The sequence below is a fragment of the Martinezella lusitana genome (genome assembly GCF_016901135.1).
Lineage (GTDB): Bacteria > Pseudomonadota > Alphaproteobacteria > Rhizobiales > Rhizobiaceae > Rhizobium > Rhizobium lusitanum_D.
Genome location: NZ_JAFEVL010000048.1, coordinates 64,502 through 82,625 on the forward strand (window position 1 = coordinate 64,502; position 18,124 = coordinate 82,625).

At 59.8% G+C, this 18,124-nt stretch carries 16 protein-coding genes and 1 tRNA gene; 8 read left to right on the top strand and 9 right to left on the bottom strand.

Annotated features, from left to right (window positions below):
* The 3 genes from trmFO to JTP94_RS21120 all read right to left on the bottom strand — a co-directional run bounded on the left by trmFO (position 1) and on the right by JTP94_RS21120 (position 2,156).
* The gene (gene trmFO / locus JTP94_RS21110) at positions 1-1,437 is read right to left on the bottom strand and encodes a methylenetetrahydrofolate--tRNA-(uracil(54)-C(5))-methyltransferase (FADH(2)-oxidizing) TrmFO (RefSeq protein ID WP_204852442.1); all 1,437 of its coding nucleotides are present in this window, start codon (positions 1,435-1,437) and stop codon (positions 1-3) included.
* Positions 1,438-1,565: 128 nt separating this feature from the next.
* Entirely contained in the window at positions 1,566-1,709 is a 144-nt protein-coding gene (locus tag JTP94_RS36065) for a DUF1127 domain-containing protein (protein WP_080739470.1), read from the bottom strand.
* A 300-nt stretch (positions 1,710-2,009) separates the two neighbouring features.
* Complete coding sequence (locus JTP94_RS21120) at positions 2,010-2,156, bottom strand: DUF1127 domain-containing protein (RefSeq protein WP_080739469.1); 147 nt, start codon at positions 2,154-2,156, stop codon at positions 2,010-2,012.
* A gap of 927 nt (positions 2,157-3,083) precedes the next feature.
* Between JTP94_RS21120 and JTP94_RS21125 the strand changes: the two genes are divergently transcribed.
* The 5 genes from JTP94_RS21125 to JTP94_RS21145 all read left to right on the top strand — a co-directional run bounded on the left by JTP94_RS21125 (position 3,084) and on the right by JTP94_RS21145 (position 7,935).
* Positions 3,084-4,223 carry a DUF2157 domain-containing protein gene (locus tag JTP94_RS21125; RefSeq protein WP_204852443.1) on the top strand — a complete coding sequence of 380 codons (1,140 nt, stop codon included), beginning with the start codon at positions 3,084-3,086 and terminating at the stop codon, positions 4,221-4,223.
* Positions 4,220-4,840: a GDYXXLXY domain-containing protein gene (locus JTP94_RS21130; RefSeq protein WP_204852444.1), complete on the top strand. Its 621-nt coding sequence runs from the start codon at positions 4,220-4,222 to the stop codon at positions 4,838-4,840. Before JTP94_RS21125 ends, JTP94_RS21130 begins: the two co-directional genes overlap by 4 nt.
* Before the next feature lie 144 nt (positions 4,841-4,984).
* Positions 4,985-5,069, top strand: a tRNA-Leu gene (locus JTP94_RS21135).
* A gap of 280 nt (positions 5,070-5,349) precedes the next feature.
* Entirely contained in the window at positions 5,350-6,840 is a 1,491-nt protein-coding gene (gene tig / locus JTP94_RS21140; protein ID WP_204852445.1) for a trigger factor, read from the top strand.
* 414 nt (positions 6,841-7,254) lie between these two features.
* Complete coding sequence (locus JTP94_RS21145) at positions 7,255-7,935, top strand: HAD family hydrolase (protein WP_204852446.1); 681 nt, start codon at positions 7,255-7,257, stop codon at positions 7,933-7,935.
* Positions 7,936-7,972: 37 nt separating this feature from the next.
* Here the strand turns inward: JTP94_RS21145 and sthA are convergent, their stop codons facing one another.
* From sthA to JTP94_RS21175, 6 genes are all read right to left on the bottom strand, one after another.
* Positions 7,973-9,376, bottom strand: coding sequence for a Si-specific NAD(P)(+) transhydrogenase (gene sthA / locus JTP94_RS21150; RefSeq protein ID WP_204852447.1), 1,404 nt, complete (start codon positions 9,374-9,376; stop codon positions 7,973-7,975).
* Between the two features lie 109 nt (positions 9,377-9,485).
* Complete coding sequence (locus JTP94_RS21155; protein ID WP_204852448.1) at positions 9,486-10,082, bottom strand: dual specificity protein phosphatase family protein; 597 nt, start codon at positions 10,080-10,082, stop codon at positions 9,486-9,488.
* Between the two features lie 261 nt (positions 10,083-10,343).
* Positions 10,344-11,144 carry a RadC family protein gene (radC, locus tag JTP94_RS21160; protein WP_409456627.1) on the bottom strand — a complete coding sequence of 267 codons (801 nt, stop codon included), beginning with the start codon at positions 11,142-11,144 and terminating at the stop codon, positions 10,344-10,346.
* Between the two features lie 42 nt (positions 11,145-11,186).
* On the bottom strand, positions 11,187-12,023 hold the full coding sequence (map, locus tag JTP94_RS21165; protein WP_034505209.1) for a type I methionyl aminopeptidase: 837 nt from the start codon (positions 12,021-12,023) through the stop codon (positions 11,187-11,189).
* A 2-nt stretch (positions 12,024-12,025) separates the two neighbouring features.
* Positions 12,026-12,775: a DNA/RNA nuclease SfsA gene (sfsA, locus tag JTP94_RS21170; RefSeq protein ID WP_204852450.1), complete on the bottom strand. Its 750-nt coding sequence runs from the start codon at positions 12,773-12,775 to the stop codon at positions 12,026-12,028.
* 14 nt (positions 12,776-12,789) lie between these two features.
* On the bottom strand, positions 12,790-14,634 hold the full coding sequence (locus JTP94_RS21175) for a class I poly(R)-hydroxyalkanoic acid synthase (RefSeq protein WP_204852451.1): 1,845 nt from the start codon (positions 14,632-14,634) through the stop codon (positions 12,790-12,792).
* 159 nt (positions 14,635-14,793) lie between these two features.
* On the opposite strand from JTP94_RS21175, the gene JTP94_RS21180 reads away from it, so the two are divergent.
* The 3 genes from JTP94_RS21180 (at position 14,794) to JTP94_RS21190 (ending at position 18,078) form a co-directional block, all read left to right on the top strand.
* On the top strand, positions 14,794-15,255 hold the full coding sequence (locus tag JTP94_RS21180) for a hypothetical protein (RefSeq protein WP_204852452.1): 462 nt from the start codon (positions 14,794-14,796) through the stop codon (positions 15,253-15,255).
* A gap of 224 nt (positions 15,256-15,479) precedes the next feature.
* Complete coding sequence (locus tag JTP94_RS21185; RefSeq protein WP_034505203.1) at positions 15,480-16,697, top strand: LL-diaminopimelate aminotransferase; 1,218 nt, start codon at positions 15,480-15,482, stop codon at positions 16,695-16,697.
* Between the two features lie 61 nt (positions 16,698-16,758).
* The gene (locus JTP94_RS21190; protein ID WP_204852453.1) at positions 16,759-18,078 is read left to right on the top strand and encodes a homoserine dehydrogenase; all 1,320 of its coding nucleotides are present in this window, start codon (positions 16,759-16,761) and stop codon (positions 18,076-18,078) included.
* Positions 18,079-18,124 lie beyond the last annotated feature (46 nt).

The following is an 18,124-nucleotide window of genomic DNA, read 5'->3' on the forward strand; positions in this document are numbered from 1 at the left end:
TCAGGCACTTTCGGCGAGCATCGGCGCCTGCACGCCCAGCCATCCCGCGCAATCGGCAAGCGCGCGTCTGGCGATAAGCTGGCGCTTCATGATGGTCTTGTCCTTGCCGCGAAAGCGCTTGATGCCCTCCGGCTTGACGATCGAACCCGGCTCCAGTTCCGGGAAGAGCCCGAAATTGATGTTCATCGGCTGGAATGACCGCTTGCCCGGCTCCTCGTCGGACACGATGTGCCCGCCCGTGATGTGGCTGAGCAGCGATCCGAGAGCCGTCGTAGCCGGCGGCAGGGACGGTGCTTCCCCCTTGCGTTCCGCGGCAGCGAAACGGCCGGCGAGCAGCCCGATGCTGGCGCTTTCGACATAGCCTTCGCAGCCGGTAATCTGGCCGGCGAAGCGCAGGCCTGGCCGAGACTTCAGCGTCAATGAGCGGTCGAGCAGGGTCGGCGAATTGATATAGGTGTTGCGGTGCAGGCCGCCGAGCCTTGCAAATTCAGCATTCTCCAGGCCCGGGATCAGGCGGAAGATCTCCGCCTGTGCGCCGTATTTCAGCTTCGTCTGGAAGCCGACCATATTGTAGAGCGTGCCGAGCGCATTGTCCTGGCGCAGCTGCACCACCGCATAGGCCTTAACGGTCGGGTTATGGGCGTTGGTCAGCCCCATCGGCTTCATCGGCCCGTGACGCAGCGTTTCACGTCCGCGCTCGGCCATCACCTCGATCGGCAGGCAGCCGTCGAAATAAGGGGTGCCTTCCCATTCCTTGAAGCCGACGGCGTCGCCGGCGATCAGCGCATCAAGGAAGGCATTGTACTGGGCTAGGTCCATCGGGCAGTTGATATAGTCCTTGCCCGTGCCGCCCGGCCCGACCTTGTCGTAGCGCGACTGGTACCAGCAAATATCCATGTCGATGCTGTCGCGATAGACGATCGGGGCGATGGCGTCGAAAAAGGCCAGCGCATCTGCCCCGGTTTCGGCCTGGATGGCGCTGGCAAGCCCGGGGGCGGTCAGCGGGCCGGTGGCGATGATCGCCTGACCCCATTCCTTCGGCGGCAAGCCCCGGATTTCCTCGCGGACGACCGTAATCAACGGATGGCTTTGGACCGCCTGTGTGACTGCTGCCGAAAATCCGTCGCGGTCCACCGCCAGCGCGCCGCCGGCTGGAACCTGATGCTTGTCGGCACAGGCCATGATCAACGAACCGGCCAGGCGCATTTCCGCATGGATGACGCCGACAGCATTGCTGGTCGCGTCATCGGAGCGGAAGGAGTTGGAACAGACGAGTTCCGCCAGATCATCGGTCTTGTGCGCTTCGGTGCCGCGCACGCCGCGCATCTCATGCAGGATGACGGGCACGCCGGCATTGGCGATCTGCCATGCGGCTTCCGAGCCGGCCAGGCCGCCGCCGATGACGTGGATGGGGGAGTGGGAATTGGTCTGTGTCATGCGCGTCATTATCACGGGGCGGGCGGCGATCCAATTGCTTTGCGCAAATGCCGAAATCAAAAACAGTGCGGGAATCAAAAACGGCGCCGAAGGCGCCGTCTTGAAGCAGTCTACTCGGTCCGTATCGATTAACGGAAGGAGCGGGAAGCGATGTCGCGGATCTCGTAGCGGCTGACGCCGATGTCCGACAGGGTCTGGCTGGAAAGGTTGCCGAGTTCGTTCAGAGTGCGGCGGTAGCTGATCCAGTTCTTGGCAATGCGAAGCGGGTTCATGATCTTGTCCTCAGTGTCTTGGTTGCGAGCGGTACGATTACCGCCTCAGCGCTTGCACTCTATATAGGCGCGACGACGTGCTTTGTGCAGTGCAAATAAAAGGCGTCTGCCATGCATTTGTGCAATGTGACGCCCAAAAAGCCATCAATGCCTAAATTTTATATGCTGTGCACAGGGCGAATAGCTTCAGACGGGCGGGTCGATGCTGCAATGCGAAGCGGGCACAAAAAGAACGCCCGTCGCGGTGTCCGCAACGGGCGTTGAGAAGGCTCTCGCTATTGGGCGAAGCCTATCCGGCGATTAGCGGCCGGTGGCTTCGCGGGCAACGCGATGAATGTCGGCGCGGTCGATGCCGAGGTCGTGCAGTTCACGCGAGCTCATGCGGCCGAGTTCGGTAACGGTCTGACGATACTTGCGCCAGTTGTTGAAAGAGCGGGTCAGGTTCATTTTAAGTCCCTTTCGAGGATTTGAAGATCTCGCGGCCCCGTAATTGGTTCCGTCCTTGATCTGATGCTTCCCAATATATGCTGCACCGCAAGAACTAAAAGAGCGAATGCTTCATGCCACCTATGCGGTTTATGCAAGTCTTGCAGGCGATCTGCCTAGGATGATGGCTGCTTTATGTGCATATCGCGGCAAAGTGGAGAATGGCTTGGGAGGTCGGATTTCGAATAAAGCCGAGGTTTCCGTGGGGAATTCCGCCGACTGCCCGCATTCGGCCATGTTTCCGCCAGCCCTGCTCTTTTGGAGGGGATCAAGAGGGATCAAGAGGGATCAAGAGGGATCAAGAGGGATCTTGCGGGATGGCGAAGAGCGATCTTCATATCGGCGATTGCCGTGTTTCCGGCACTCCGCGATTTGGCGGTCGATAACTCGCCCAGGGCCGCGAACGCCGTTTTAGCAGTGACTAAACGATTTAATCGGGGAGAAAAAATAACGCCCACCGCGGGAGGAGGTGCGGTGGGCGTCATTTGTGATGATTGACGACTGGGAGGAGGAGTGTCGTCAATCTATCGGAGCGCACTGGGAGGAGGAGTGTGCGGCTCCGAATTCCGTGTCAGGATCTAGATCCTCAGGCTGTTCCGATTTGCATCGGCCCGGCACGCCATTGCCGTGTTTGTTGACTTATAAATAGTATGATTTTTCGATTTTGTGCAGCGCAATAATTTCATGGGAGGTATGTATTCTGCGCATGCCTTTCATTGGTACCAAGATACCGCTCCACATAATACTAAAGGATCGCTTAATGCTGTATTAACGAGAGACATATTCGCGTGGAGAGTGTCGATCGCAAATGCATACGCGCCGGCATCGATTGCATGCCGATTTGTGGTAACTCTTCTTTTTGCGGGGAGTCGCAGTTGGGGAGCAGGGATGTACAGAGGCAGGCTGGAGCGGGATCTGAAGATCTGGGTCGACAAAGGTCTTGTCGATGTGGCGGCGGCACAGGCTGTGCTGCGCGAATATGATGGCCGCCAGACGAGTTTCAGCGCGGGGCGGGTGCTGACCATCATAGCAGCCGTGCTTCTTGGCTCGGCCATACTGCTTTTCGTTTCGGCGAATTGGGAAGCGATTCCGAGGATCGTGCGTCTCGCGGCGCTCGTGGCAATGATATGGGGCTTCTATCTCGGTGCCGCCTATCTGCTGGCCCAGAAGCGTTCGATACTGGCCTCGGGGTTGCTGATCCTCGGTACGCTGAGTTTCGGCGGCGCCATGGCGCTCGTCGGCCAGATGTACAATATGTCCGGCGATGAACTGACGATGATGATCGTCTGGTTCGCCGCGGCCTGCATCGCGGCGGCGTTGTTTCGATCGAGCGCACAGGTCGCGCTTGCCGGCTTCCTCGCCTGGGCATTTTGCGGCGTCTATCTATGGGACAATTTCGATCAGTGGCACGGCGTCATGCCATGGGTGCCGCCTCTGATGGCCGCTGTTCTGATTGCGCTCGTCAGGTATGTTGATGCGCCGAGCGCGCGGCATTTCGCCTATCTCATGCTTGTTGGGTGGCTGACCTGGCTTTTTGGCCTGCATGAGAGCCTGAATGCCGCAATCCTTTTCGCCGCCCTCGGAATGGCGGCCTTTCTTGTCGTCAGCATCTCGGCCTCACCGTTCATGCCTCTTGCGCGGACGGCCGGTGCCGCACCGGCCTTCTACGCCTTTCTTGTCGCCGCGATCGGCTTCTTTCTGGTCCATGCGGAAATCAGCAACGGATCCTTCGACAATAATGTCTGGGTGGAAGACAAGCTTCCGCTCATCATTGTGGCTGCCGCGACGCTGGCGAGCTCGGTGATCGCGATCGCCCTTGGCGGCCGGGATAATGGCGCGGTGCGCTATCTCGCCTATTTCGTCTTCGCCTGCGAGATTCTCTATCTTGCCAGCGAGACCATCGGCTCGATCATCGGTACCGCGGGCTTCTTCCTGGTCGCCGGTTTGCTGGTGGCATTTGCCGCCTGGCTGGTCATCCGGCTGGAACGACGATTTTCCGATGATGGCGGGCAGGGGACGCGGGCATGACTTATCTGGCTGACAAGGGCCTCGTTGCAAACGGGAATGCCCGCCGAGTGTGGATCGCTGCTATCGTCGTCGCAGCCCTGCAGACGGCCGTTCTGGGTTACATGGTCGGCGAGCGGGCCTGGGGACTGCGAAGCGGCGTCGAGGTTACCCTGAAGACAGCGCCGGTCGATCCGCGCGATCTTCTGCGCGGCGACTATGTCATCCTGAACTATGACATTTCGCGGGTTCCAGTCTCGACGCTGGTCGGCGGCCCGCCGAAGGAGAGCCTGAACAACCAGGTCCTGTCCGTTCGCCTGAAGAAGCAGGACGACGGCTACTGGGGCATTGTCGAATCGTCTTTCGCAACGCTGGACGCCAAGCCCGATACGGTCGTGCTGAAAAGCCTCCCCTTCGATTATGTGTCCTATGGCGATTTGGCCGACACATCTCAGGCGACGATCGCAGTTACATACGGCATCGAGCGCTATTACGTGCCCGAAGGCGAGGGGCACGACATCGAGAAGGCGCGCAACGACAGTCGCGTCGCCATCGCGGCCCGCGTCTCGTACGATGGCGCCGCCCATATCAGAAGCCTGCTTCTCGACGGCAAATCCGCCTACGAAGAGCCGCTTTATTGATGATGTTTATCTGTGGAAGTCGGATAAGCTCGCGCATGGTCGTGGAACCGTCATTTTTCCTTTGCGTGGTTTGAAACGGGTGATATAGAGACGCCGCGCTCCGGAAGGCCCCATGGGCAGGCATCGCCATGCGGTTTTGGGAACGCGGGTATGGTGAAATTGGTAGACACGCCAGATTTAGGTTCTGGTGCCGCAAGGCGTGGGAGTTCAAGTCTCTCTACCCGCACCAGGACTGTCTTGTGGACAGGGGGAGGCTGAACAGCTCTGTCTTCCGATATGCCGCAGGACGCGCCATTTTGCCCAGAGCATCCCGCTTTCGGATAGGGAGTGGATAAGATGCTTTGGCTCGTAACGAGATAGGGCGGCCTTTTGCGCGTTCATTCGAAGGCGCGGCGCTCTTGGCAAAGTGATAGGGAATTGCATCCAAGCCACGCTCGGGATTTTCCGGCGTCGTGCTCATCGAAACGAACGGCTGTCTGGGCACGGCCGCCATGAATGAAGGTAGGACAATGCAGGTTATCGAAACGCTCGCTGAAGGGCTGAAGCGCGAAATCAAAGTAGTCATCCCGGCCAAGGACATGGAAGTGCGCATGAATGAGCGCCTGGCCGAGGTCAAGGACAAGGTCCGCATCAACGGCTTCCGTCCGGGCAAGGTGCCGGTCGCGCATCTGAAGAAGGTCTACGGCAAGTCGATCATGGCCGATCTCGTCAACGAGATCGTTCGCGACCAGCCGCCGGCGATCCTGACCGAGCGCGGCGAAAAGTCGGCAACCCAGCCGGAAGTCGCCATGACCGAGGACAAGGATGAAGCCGAGAAGATCCTCGCTGCCGAGGCTGATTTCGAATTCACGCTGTCCTACGAAGTCATCCCGGCAATCGAACTGAAGTCCGTCAAGGGCATCAAGATCACGCGCGAAGTTGCTGAGATCGGCGAAGACGAAGTCACCGAGCAGATCCTCAAGATCGCCGAAAGCGCTCGCAGCTACGAAGCCAAGAAGGGCAAGGCCGCCGACGGCGACCGCGTCACCATCGATTACCTCGGCAAGGTTGACGGCGTAGCCTTCGACGGCGGCAAGGACGAAGACGCACAGCTCGTTCTCGGTTCCAACCGCTTCATCCCGGGCTTCGAAGAGCAGCTCGTCGGCGTCAAGGCTGGCGACGAGAAGACCATCAACGTGACCTTCCCGGCTGACTACCCGGCCAAGAACCTCGCGGGCAAGGAAGCAACCTTCGACATCAACGTCAAGGAAGTCGCAGCTGCCGGCGAAATCGAGATCAACGACGAACTCGCCTCCAAGCTCGGCCTCGAATCGGCCGATCGTCTGAAGGAAATCGTTCGCGGCCAGATCGAAAGCCAGTACGGCTCGGTTACCCGTCAGAAGGTCAAGCGTCAGATCCTTGACCAGCTTGACGAAATGTACCAGTTCGACACGCCGCAGAAGCTGGTCGAAGCTGAATTCGCCAGCATCTGGCGCCAGATCCAGACCGACCTCAGTGAATCGGGCAAGACCTTCGAAGACGAAGACACGACCGAGGAGAAGGCTCGCGAAGAATATCGCAAGCTTGCCGAGCGTCGCGTCCGTCTCGGCCTCGTTCTCTCCGAAATCGGCGAGAAGGCCGGCGTCGAAGTCAGCGAAGACGAGCTGCAGCGTGCACTTTACTCGCAGCTCCAGCAGTTCCCGGGCCAGGAAAAGGAAATCCTGGAATTCTTCCGCAACACGCCCGGCGCCTCCGCCAACCTGCGCGCGCCGATCTTCGAAGAGAAGGTCATCGATCACCTGCTGACCGAAGTCGACGTCACGGACAAGACCGTTTCCAAGGAAGCGCTGCTGGCCGACGACGAAGCCGAAGACAAGCCGGCCGCCAAGAAGGCTGCTCCGAAGAAGAAGGCTGCCGCCAAGGCTGAAGCGACCGAAGCTGCCGCCGAAGGCGAAGAAGCTGCCGCTCCGAAGAAGAAGGCCGCTCCGAAGAAGAAGGCTGCTGAAGACAGCGCCGAATAATTGGATTTTCTTCCTGAATGAAATTGAGCCCTGCCGTTCGCGGCGGGGCTTTTTTGTTGCTGAGAGTGTGGGGCGGCCATCGCCCTTCGAGGCTCCAGCCCCTTCGACAAGCTCCGGAGCCTTCCGCTCCTCAGGGTGAGGACGGAGTGCACGTCGTGGCACAAAGCCGGTTCAAGGTGCAGTCTTGCACAGGAGCTTAGCCCTCATGGTGAGGTGCGTAGGCCGGTGAGGCCGAAGCCTCGAACCACGAGGGCGGATGTGAATTGCCACATACCACTTCAATCTCCGACTTGATATCGGCCATGCGGTTCCAGACTTCACGCCGCAGCACCGGGCAGCTATCGATTGCGATGGCTATTTCTTAGCTGCGTCATACACTTTATCTAAAAACGCGGTGCGATGAGGTGACGAAGGATGCCGGACTTGATTGAAGCGGCGATGTTTGACCTTGATGAAACCCTCATCGACCGGCGTGCGGCGCTAAAGGCGTTCCTGCCGGATCAATTCAAGCGGTTCGGGGATCAACTGCAGGACGTAACGTTTCAGACTTTCGAGGCAACGTTCTTTGCGTTGGAGAAAGAAGGTCTCGTCGACAAACACAGACTCTACCCGAGATTGGCGGCAACGCTCGGTGCGGGCAGTCGTTGCGGGGCTCGTTTGCTTTCCGATTTTCAAACGCGATATCCTCATTTCGCAAGGCTGTCGGTTGGTGCCCTTGAAATGCTCATTGTGCTACGGGCACGTGGTTTGAAGACAGCCATCATCAGCAACGGTCACGCCGGGGTCCAATCAGCAAAAATTGAGATCACCGGGCTCAAAGATGCCGTCGATCTTGTTGTCATTTCGGAGGATGTCGGGCTGCGGAAGCCAGATCCGCGAATTTTTCAGCACGCCGCTGAACGGCTGGGCGTAACCCCGGCGCACTGTATCTTCGTCGGTGACAACCCACAGGCGGATGTCCTGGGTGCGGAAGCATCCGGAATGACAGGCATATTTTACAGTGCGGGGAGTTCTTGGCCGGACACATTGCCATTCCCGAAATACAGCATCGAAACTCTCGTCGAAGTCCTACCCGTTATCGAAGCTCTTGCATGAACTCCGGCGCCTGCACCTGACGCCAGCCTATAGCAATTCAAATCTCCGACTTGATATCGCCCATGCGGTTCCAGGCATCGAGGCCAGCGATCTTGTAGGCTTCTGCGAGCGTCGGATAGTTGAAGGTGTTCTCGACGAAATATTCGACGGTACCCTTGAGGTTCAACACCGCCTGGCCGATATGGACGAGCTCGGTAGCCCCTTCGCCGACGATATGAACACCGAGAAGACGGCGTGTCTTCAGCGAGAAGATCATCTTCAGAAGACCGGTGTCGAGGCCCATGATGTGGCCGCGCGACGTCTCGCGGAAGCGTGCGATGCCGCATTCGTAGGGAATGTGCCGCTCCTTGACCTCTTCCTCGGTGAGGCCGCAGGTGGAGATCTCAGGCACGGCATAGATGCCGTAGGGGAAATACTTCGGCGGCTCCTTGGCGATCGCGCCTACGGCGACGCGGGCGGCGATGCGGCCTTGTTCCATGGAGGTGGAGGCAAGGCTCGGGAAGCCGACGACGTCGCCAGCGGCAAAAATATGCGGAACTTTCGTGGCAAAGGTTTCCGGATTGACGCTCAGGCGGCCGCGGGCGTCGGCTTCGAGCCCTGCGGCAGGAAGATTAAGGGTGTCTGTCGCCCCCATGCGACCGGCGGCGAACAAGACCATATCGGTGAGGAGGCGGCGGCCGTTGTCGAGCGTCAGCTCGACTTTGCCGTTCTGCCGGATGACCTTTTCGGCTTTCTGGCCGAGGAACAGCTTCATGTTGCGATCCCGAAGCTGGTAGATGAAATCCTCGACGATCTCCTTGTCGATGAAGTCGAGCATGGTGGACTTCGGATCGATCAGCGTCACCTGCGTATCGAGAGCGCTGAAGATGGTCGCATATTCGATGCCGATGACGCCTGCGCCGATGACGACCATCGAACGCGGCAGCTCCTCGATCTCCAGCAGCTCGTCGCTATCGAGAACTGTCTTGCCGTCGAAGGGCATGTAATCGGGACGAAACGGCTTGGTGCCGACCGCCAGCAGGATACTGGTTGCGCATACGGTGACGACCTCGCCGTCGTCCTTGGCGACCTGCATGGTCTGCGGATCGACGAAGCTCGCCTTGCCGCGCATGTGCTGCACGCGATTGCGCGCAAACTGATGTTCCAGCACCTCGACTTCATGATCGAGGGTGATCAGCAGGCGGCGGCGCAGGTCCTCCGCGCTGATTTCCTGCTTGACGCGATAGGCGCGTCCGTAGAAGCCGCGCTCGCGCCAGCCGGAGAGATTGAGCGCGGTCTCGCGCAATGTCTTGGAGGGGATGGTGCCGGTGTGGACCGAAACGCCACCGACGCGTTTGCCCTGTTCGATCACCAGCACCTTCTTGCCGAGTTTGGCGGCCTGAATGGCGCCTCTGCGGCCGGCAGGGCCGCTACCCACGACTAGGAGATCGAATTGGTCCATTGGGAAGCCTCGGATGATTGGATCGGGAATCAATGTCGCAACGCAACATGCTGTCCGTCAACCGGTAGCTGCTCAATGTTACAGATTATCTAACAGGAAACACCGGTCCTCAGGAGGATGCGAGGCCAAGCCAGGGTTCCAGCTTTTCGAACGTCCGGTCCATGGCATAGGCACGCGTGAAGGACAGCGACAAATGCCCGTAGATGATCGACATCTGGCCCACCGCCGTTGCCTCGTTGGTCTTGGCAATGGCGGCGAGGTAAAGTGCTGACGCAAGCCCGGTGCGATCTGCTCCGGCCTGACAGTGAATGAGAAGCGGTTTCGGCGCGTCGCGCATGATCTCGACGAGCTGCGCGGCTTGCGCCTGCGTCAATTCCCGGTTTGAGGACATGCGGAAATCGATATGGTTGATATTGAGCTGCTTTGCCTCGGCGACTTCTCGGTCGTACCAATGACGGCCGCTGTTTTTGCCGCGCAGGTTGATGATGGTCTTGATGCCGTATTGCTTCTGAAGTTCCGCGATCGTTGCGGCCGTCGGCTGGGAGGAGCGATAGAGTTCGCCTGCGATGACTGGATGGAAGTTCGTCGTCCAGAGCATATGGGCATAGAAACCGATTGCGACTGCTCCGAAAGCGCCCAAAGCGACGAGCGCGCCGCGACCGACACGGAGGAGGCGTTGGGCAAGCATCGACGGCATCTTCTGCATATGATCTCCGCACAGGCCGAACGCTCAAGCGGATCGGCCAAATCAAAACACCAGCTTCCGACGGCAGACTCGCCGATTTGGATGCGGCGATTCTTCTGCCAGATCATCCTGATGCAGAGCTGAAAACGGAAATCGAGGTTGCAAAGACGCAACGGAGCGATTGTGGAGAGGCCGGCAATGAGGCAAGGTCAAAATATATATTTGAAATTAAGTTGATATGCTTTTTTTCTAAACTAATACTTCATCGCGCGCGCAACAGTTTTAGATCAAGCGCAACGCTCTGAAGCTGACATGGCCGTTCTTGCCGATGATAACATGATCGTGAACGGTGATGCCGAGAGGCTTGGCCGTGTCCATAATCGTCTTGGTCATGTCGATATCGGCGCGGGAAGGCGTCGGATCTCCTGACGGATGGTTGTGGACGAGAATCACCGCCGTGGCGGAAAGTTCCAGCGCACGCTTGACGACTTCGCGCGGATAGACCGGGGTGTGATCGACCGTGCCAAGGCCCTGCACTTCGTCCGCGATCAAGGCATTGCGCTTGTCGAGAAACAGCAGGCGAAACTGTTCCCGCGCCTCGTGCGCCATGGCGGTATGACAATAGTCGATCAGCGATTTCCAGGAGGAAAGCACCGGCTTGCCCGTCAGCTCGCTTTTCAGCATGCGCTGTGCAACGCTTGCGACGAGCTTCAGCTCGAGAGCCACTGCGTCGCCGACGCCCTTGACCTCTTTCAGTAGGCTAACCGGCGCGCCGAAGACGCCGCCGAGTGTCCCGAAACGGGCGAGAAGGGCTTTGGCGATCGGTTTCGTGTCGCGACGCGGGATTAGCCGGAAGAGCAGCAGCTCGAGCATTTCATAGTCGGCCAGCGCTGCATCGCCACCATCCCGGTAGCGGTCGCGCAGCCGTTCGCGGTGGCCGTGATAATCGGCTTCGGCGTTGGCTGGGGCTGATTTGGCCGCAGTTGGCGCTGATTTGGCGGCTTGCGTCGGGAAAAACAGTCGCTCGTCGAAAAGCGGCGCCTCCTCCAAAGCATCCGCCGTCCCGCCGCCATCGAGGGGCATGTCACCATGTCCGGTGGAGGAAGCGGGACGTTTCGCCATGATTTACCCCTGCAGCGGCGGCAGGCCCGGGCGGTCGAGACCGCCGGGGGACAGGGTGAATATCTCGCAGCCCGTCGCGGTAACGCCAACGGTGTGCTCGTATTGCGCCGACAGCGAACGGTCGCGGGTGACCGCCGTCCAGCCGTCGCCAAGCACTTTCACATGCGGCTTGCCGAGATTGATCATCGGCTCGATGGTGAAGATCATGCCCTCGCGCAATTCCGGCCCGTCGCTGGCGCGGCCATAGTGCAGAATATTGGGCGAGTCATGGAAGAGGCTGCCGACGCCATGGCCGCAGAAGTCGCGCACGACAGAGCAGCGTTCTGCCTCGGCATAGGTCTGGATCGCTTCGCCGATGGCGCCTGTCCGGGAGCCGGGGCGCACGGCGGCGATGCCGCGCATCAGGGATTCGTAAGTGACTTCCAGAAGCCGCTCGGCCGAGCGCTTGATTTCACCGACCGGATACATGCGGCTGGAATCGCCATGCCAGCCGCCAAGCACGTAGGTCACGTCGATATTGACGATATCGCCTTCGCGCAGCGGCTTGTCGTTGGGAATGCCGTGGCAGACGACATGGTTGATCGACGTGCAGGAGGATTTCATGTAGCCGCGATAGTTCAGCGTCGCCGGAAAGGCGCCGTGATCCATGCCGAATTCGAAAACGAAACGGTCGATGACATCGGTCGGCACGCCTGGCTCGACGATCGCGGCCAGCTCATCGAGGCAACGTGCGGTCAGCTGGCATGCCTTGCGCATTCCAGCAAAGGCATCCTGCCCATAGAGGCGGATCGCGCCTGTATTCTTCGCCGGCGCCGTTGCCGCTTCGATGTAGTTCACCATGGTTAGCCTTCAGCAGAAATCTTTATACTGGTATCTAATGCAGCTATGCCGGGTTCGTCTATCGGGATCAACCCGGCAGCCGTTATTTCCGTCGCCGAAACCCTGCATTTGAGAGCGTATACTTCAACGCCGCGTCCCAACGCCCGCTTGAAAGCCTTGAGGTAGACGGGATCGAGATCGCCGCAAATCCGGAAGCGGTGGCAATCATGCCGCTGGATCACGAAAAGCATGACCGCGCGGTAGCCCGCTTGCGCCATGTCACCCAATTCTTCCAGATGCTTGGCGCCGCGCGCTGTTGCCGTATCGGGAAACTCCGCAAGGCCCGGCTGCCGCATGAAATGGACGTTCTTCACCTCGACATAGGTTGATATCCTCAAAGGGTCGGTCAAGAGCAGGTCGATGCGGGAATTACGGCCGTAATTCTGCTCGCGCCTTACCGTCGTGTAGTCGCCGAGATCGGCGATCTGGCCGAGAGCGATCGCCTCCGCGGCGATGCGGTTGGGCATGGCAGTATTGACGCCGACCGTTGTGCCATCGGCCTCGATCAGCTCGAAGACATGGCGATATTTTCGCTTGGCGCCCTCATGCTCGGAGAGCCAGATGCGCGAACCGGGTGTCGTCAGCCCCAGCATCGAGCCGGTATTCGGGCAGGAGCCGGTGATGAATGTGCCGTCTTCTAACTCGGCATCGAAAAGGAAGCGTTTATAGCGGGCGATCAGCCGGGCAGGGACGAGAGGCGGATTGAAGAGCATGAGTGATTGATCGCCTAGGCACGTTCCATGACGAAGCTGCCCGGTGCCTCCTCAAGCGCGTTCAGGGCTTTGCCGCCGGGTTGGCGGGCGGCTGTCATGCGATGGTCCTGGGATAGGATCCACGCATGCCAGTGCGTCCACCAGGAGCCGGGCGTCTCATTTGCTTCCTCCAGCCAATGCTCGTAATCGCCCTTCACCGTGCCGCCGGTCCAGAACTGGTATTTGTGCTTGTCCGGCGGGTTGACGACGCCGGCGATATGGCCGGACCCTGTCAGGACGAATTCCACCGGTCCGCCAAAGCATTGGCTGCCGGTGAAGACGGACTTGGCGGGGGCAATATGATCTTCGCGCGTCGCCAGATTGTAGACCGGGATGCGCACGTCCTTCAGCGACAATGTCTTGCCGTCGAGCACCATCTTGCCCTGGCTCAGCGTATTGTTGAGATAGCAATTGCGCAGATAGAACGAGTGATTGGCGGCCGCCATTCGCGTGGAATCGGCGTTCCAGAACAGAAGATCGAAGGGCATGGGTTCCTGGCCCTTCAGGTAGCTGTTGACGAAGTAGGGCCAGATGAGCTCGGAGGCGCGAAGCATGTTGAAGGCCGCGGCCATCTTCGAGCCTTCCAGATAGCCTACTGCTTTCATCTGCTGTTCGAGCGATGCGATCTGCTCCTCGTCGACGAAAACCTTGAGATCGCCGGCAAAGGTGAAATCGACCTGCGTCGTCAGGAAGGTCACGGTGCGGATGCGCTTGTTCTTTTCCTTGGCGTGGAGGGCGAGCGTCGCGGCCAGCAGCGTGCCGCCAACGCAATAGCCAACGGCATTGACCTCCTGCTCGCCGGTCGCCTTCTCGATCGTATCAACCGCAAAATCGATGCCCTCGCGCGCATAGGAGGTCCAGTCCTTTGCCGCATGGCGCTGATCGGGGTTCACCCAGGAGATGACGAAGACGGTGTGCCCCTGTTCCACGCACCATTTTATGAAGGATTTCTGCGGGTTGAGATCGAGAATGTAGAATTTGTTGATCCAGGGCGGGCAGATCAGCAAAGGCCGTTTCAGCACTTTTTCCGTTGCCGGTTCGTATTGGATGACCTGGCAGACATCGCTTTGCGCGATCACCTTGCCGGGTGTCAGCGCCATGTCCCGGCCGACGGCGAACTTCGTCATGTCAGTCTGTCGCAGCCGCAGTTCACCGTGGCCGAGGCTGATATCCTCGGCGAGCATCTTCATGCCGCGCACCAGGTTCTCGGCATTGGAGGCAACTGTTTCGCGATAGAGCTGCGGATTGGTCGCGATGAAATTGCTCGGCGAAAAGGCGGCTGTGATCTGCTTCGTATAGAATACCGCCTTGTGGCGCGTGTGCTCGTCCAATCCTTCGGCCTCGCCGACCAGCTTCTCGGCCCAGCCGGCTGTCAGAAGATAGGTCTGCTTCAGAAAGTCGAAGAAGGGGTTCCTCTGCCAGTCTTCATCGGCGAAGCGCTTGTCCTTGACCGGCTCGGGTGCAGTGGGTGAATCGCCGCCGCCGAGGCGCTGCAGGGTTTGCGTCCACAGGCCGAAATAGCCCGTCAGCAGATGGGTCTGCGCCTCCAGCGTCCGGCGCGGATCGGAAAGCCAATATTCGCCGACCTTGGATAGCGTCTTGACCATGTCGGTCATCGGATCGGCGCCAGTGTCTACCTTCTCGCCGCGTTCGCGCGGCGCAAGCCAGGCCGATGCCGCCTTGCCGAGATTTTCCAGCGCGCGGGCGAAGTTGACGGCCATCGCCTCGGGATCCCTGACAATGTAAGGCTCGACCGACTTCGGATCGAAGCCGGGAAAGCCGCCATTTCCTTCATTTTTATCCCGCTTGCTGTCGGTCACGCATCATCCTCCCGGCGGCAGCTCTGTTCTGTTTTCCATTTGTACATCTTGCGGGAAAAGGAATACAAGTCGAATGAAACGCAACCCTGCTCTTGCTTTGCTGCTGCGACAAATTTAACAGTCGCAACCCAAGGCAAGGAATTGGGCAGGAAGACAATTATGGGCGGCGGCATGGTGGCAAGACTGAACCGGTATTCCGTACTCTGCGGCGTGATGTGCGGCATTTTCGCATTGACGCTCGCGGGCTGCTCGACCCCAGAGGAAAAAGCGGCCTTCGCCAAGCGCAAGCAGCCGCCGCAGGCGGTCATCGTCAAGTCCGCCAGCGGCAGCCCGGTCGATGAAGGCAGCACGCAGCAGCATTACAAGGATGGCTATCCATCCTTCAACGCGCCGCCGACAGCCGCGAATGTGCAGATCAACGACCAGCAGGCGGGTGATTTGGTCAAGCAGCTAACCGCTCTCGGATCACAGCGCAAGGCCGGCACGATTTCCGAGGCCGAATATCAGAAGCGCGTGGCCGACATGCGCAAGCTTGCCGCCGAACACGGCCAGGATACGCTCTCGGAAATTCAGCAGCAGAGCGCTCAGCCCAGCCAGACGCCGGCGCAGACACAGAATTAGCCTTGCGTTTCAGGCGATTTGGACGCAAAGCGTTCGGATGGGCCGAATTTGGATGTGTCTTTATCGGTTAAGTGTGCTTTGCGCGCGCGACCGCCCAAGATTCACCTTATCTTTCGAGTCAGCATAGTTGCGGCGCCGCGATTCCGGAGTTCGTATCGCGGCTCACCGGGAGATAGACGAACTTCATTGCGGTTTTGAGGGCCGCATGTCCCATGGGGAAAGAAATGGAAGAGTTTCATAAAGTCCGGCGTTTGCCGCCCTACGTTTTCGAACAGGTCAACCGTTTGAAGGCAAGCGCGCGAGCGGGCGGGGCGGACATTATCGACCTCGGCATGGGCAATCCCGACCTTCCGACCCCGAAGGCGATCGTCGACAAGCTGTGCGAAGTGGTGCAGGACCCGCGCACGCATCGCTATTCCTCCTCCAAGGGCATCCCCGGCCTGCGCCGGGCGCAGGCGGCCTATTATGCCCGTCGTTTCGGCGTCAAGCTCAACCCGGATACGCAGGTGGTCGCCACCCTCGGCTCCAAGGAAGGCTTCGCCAACATGGCGCAGGCGATCACGGCGCCGGGCGACGTCATCCTCTGCCCGAACCCGACCTATCCGATCCATGCCTTCGGCTTCCTGATGGCCGGCGGCGTCATCCGTTCGATGTCGGTCGAGCCGGACGACAGTTTCTTTCCGCCGCTGGAACGGGCCGTGCGTCATTCGATCCCGAAGCCGCTGGCCCTGATCCTGAACTATCCGTCGAACCCGACGGCCTATGTCGCGACGCTGGATTTCTACAAGGAAGTCATCGCCTTTGCGAAGAAGCACGACATCATCGTGCTGTCGGACCTCGCTTATTCGGAAATCTACTTCAACGATGCACCGCCGCCGTCGGTGCTCGAAGTTCCCGGTGCGATGGATGTGACCGTCGAGTTCACCTCGATGTCGAAGACCTTCTCCATGCCCGGCTGGCGCATGGGTTTTGCCGTCGGCAACGAGCGGCTGATCGCGGCATTGACGCGCGTGAAGTCCTATCTAGACTACGGTGCCTTCACGCCGATCCAGGTGGCAGCGACGCATGCGCTCAACGGCGACGGTTCCGACATCGCCGAAGTGCGCAGCATCTACAAGCGCCGCCGCGACGTCCTGGTCGACAGCTTCGGCAAGGCCGGCTTCGAGATACCGCCGCCGGAAGCGACCATGTTTGCCTGGGCGAAGATCCCGGAGAAGTTCCGTCATCTCGGCTCGCTGGAGTTTTCCAAGCTTCTGGTCGAGAAGGCCGACATCGCAGTCGCCCCCGGCATCGGCTTCGGTGAGCAGGGCGACGATTATGTCCGCATCGCGCTCGTCGAAAACGAGCATCGCATCCGACAGGCAGCGCGCAATCTGAAGCGCTTCCTCTCCACGGCGGATGAGACGATGCACAATGTGATTTCGCTGAACGCCCATCGTTAGTAATGTTACACGACAGCCGTTCCCGCGGCTGCCGTCCCAAGATACTGATCAGGAATTTTCCATGGCAGATGCCCTCAAAATCGGCATTGCGGGCTTGGGCACCGTTGGTGCCTCGCTCGTCCGCATCATCCAGAGCCGCGCCAACGAGCTTGCCGTCACCTGCGGCCGTCCCGTCAAGATCGTCGCCGTCACCGCGCGCGATCGCACGAAGGATCGCGGCATCGACCTGACCGATATCGAATGGTTCGGCGGTCCGGTCGATCTGGCTCAGAAGGCCGATATCGATGTGTTCGTCGAGCTGATCGGCGGCTCCGAGGGTGCCGCCAATGCGGCCGTGCGGGCCGCTCTTGCTCGCGGCCTGCATGTCGTTACCGCCAACAAGGCGCTCCTTGCCTATCACGGCGTCGAACTGGCTGAGATCGCCGAGGAGAAGGGCGCCCTGCTCAACTTCGAAGCGGCCGTCGCCGGTGGCATTCCAGTCATCAAGGCCCTGCGTGAATCCCTGACGGGCAATACGATCTCGCGCGTCTACGGGATCATGAACGGCACCTGCAATTACATCCTGACCCGGATGGAAAAGGAAGGCCTGTCCTTTGCAGATTGCCTCAAGGAAGCACAGCGTCTCGGTTATGCCGAAGCCGATCCGGCCTTCGATATCGAAGGCAATGATACGGCGCACAAGCTCGCCATCCTGACGACGCTCGCCTTCGGCAACCGCATCGCGGCCGATGATATCTATCTCGAGGGGATCACCAATGTCTCCATCGAGGACATCCGTGCCGCCGCCGATCTCGGCTATCGCATCAAGCTGCTCGGTGTTGCCCAGCGCACCGACAGCGGTATCGAACAGCGCGTGCATCCGACCATGGTGCCGCTCGATTCGGTCATCGCCCAGGTCGATGGCGTCACCAATGCCGTGGCGATCGAATCCGATATTCTCGGCGAATTGCTGATGGTCGGCCCGGGCGCCGGCGGCAACGCCACGGCCTCGTCCGTGCTGGGCGACATCGCCGATATCGCCAAGAGCCGGCCGGGCGAACAGCGCGTGCCAGTGCTCGGTCACCCGGCCAAGGCGCTCGAGCCCTATCGCAAGGCGCAGATGCGAAGCCACGAAGGCGGCTATTTCATCCGGCTGACGGTTCTCGACCGCACCGGCGTCTTCGCAAGCGTCGCGACCCGCATGGCGGAGAACCACATTTCGCTCGAATCGATCGTGCAGCGGTCGACGCAGCACCTGTCTCCCTCGGCACACCAGACGATCATTCTCGTCACCCATGCGACCACTGAGGATTCGGTGCGCAAGGCGGTTGCGGCGATCAAGACCGAAGGCTACCTCGTCGGCGAACCGCAGGTCATCCGTATCGAACGGCCGAAAGAATAGGCTGACGCGACGGCGCGTCTCGAAGGAGCGTTGCCGCCTGCAAATT

Coding starts and splice junctions, on each gene's coding strand:
- trmFO (WP_204852442.1), bottom strand. CDS start 1,437: ATGACACAGACCAATTCCCACTCCCCCATCCACGTCATCGGCGGCGGC.
- tig (WP_204852445.1), top strand. CDS start 5,350: ATGCAGGTTATCGAAACGCTCGCTGAAGGGCTGAAGCGCGAAATCAAA.
- JTP94_RS21120 (WP_080739469.1), bottom strand. CDS start 2,156: ATGAACCTGACCCGCTCTTTCAACAACTGGCGCAAGTATCGTCAGACC.
- sfsA (WP_204852450.1), bottom strand. CDS start 12,775: ATGCTCTTCAATCCGCCTCTCGTCCCTGCCCGGCTGATCGCCCGCTAT.
- JTP94_RS21190 (WP_204852453.1), top strand. CDS start 16,759: ATGGCAGATGCCCTCAAAATCGGCATTGCGGGCTTGGGCACCGTTGGT.
- sthA (WP_204852447.1), bottom strand. CDS start 9,376: ATGGACCAATTCGATCTCCTAGTCGTGGGTAGCGGCCCTGCCGGCCGC.
- JTP94_RS21180 (WP_204852452.1), top strand. CDS start 14,794: ATGGGCGGCGGCATGGTGGCAAGACTGAACCGGTATTCCGTACTCTGC.
- JTP94_RS36065 (WP_080739470.1), bottom strand. CDS start 1,709: ATGAACCCGCTTCGCATTGCCAAGAACTGGATCAGCTACCGCCGCACT.
- JTP94_RS21185 (WP_034505203.1), top strand. CDS start 15,480: ATGGAAGAGTTTCATAAAGTCCGGCGTTTGCCGCCCTACGTTTTCGAA.
- JTP94_RS21130 (WP_204852444.1), top strand. CDS start 4,220: ATGACTTATCTGGCTGACAAGGGCCTCGTTGCAAACGGGAATGCCCGC.
- radC (WP_409456627.1), bottom strand. CDS start 11,144: ATGCCCCTCGATGGCGGCGGGACGGCGGATGCTTTGGAGGAGGCGCCG.
- JTP94_RS21155 (WP_204852448.1), bottom strand. CDS start 10,082: ATGCAGAAGATGCCGTCGATGCTTGCCCAACGCCTCCTCCGTGTCGGT.
- JTP94_RS21145 (WP_204852446.1), top strand. CDS start 7,255: ATGCCGGACTTGATTGAAGCGGCGATGTTTGACCTTGATGAAACCCTC.
- JTP94_RS21125 (WP_204852443.1), top strand. CDS start 3,084: ATGTACAGAGGCAGGCTGGAGCGGGATCTGAAGATCTGGGTCGACAAA.
- map (WP_034505209.1), bottom strand. CDS start 12,023: ATGGTGAACTACATCGAAGCGGCAACGGCGCCGGCGAAGAATACAGGC.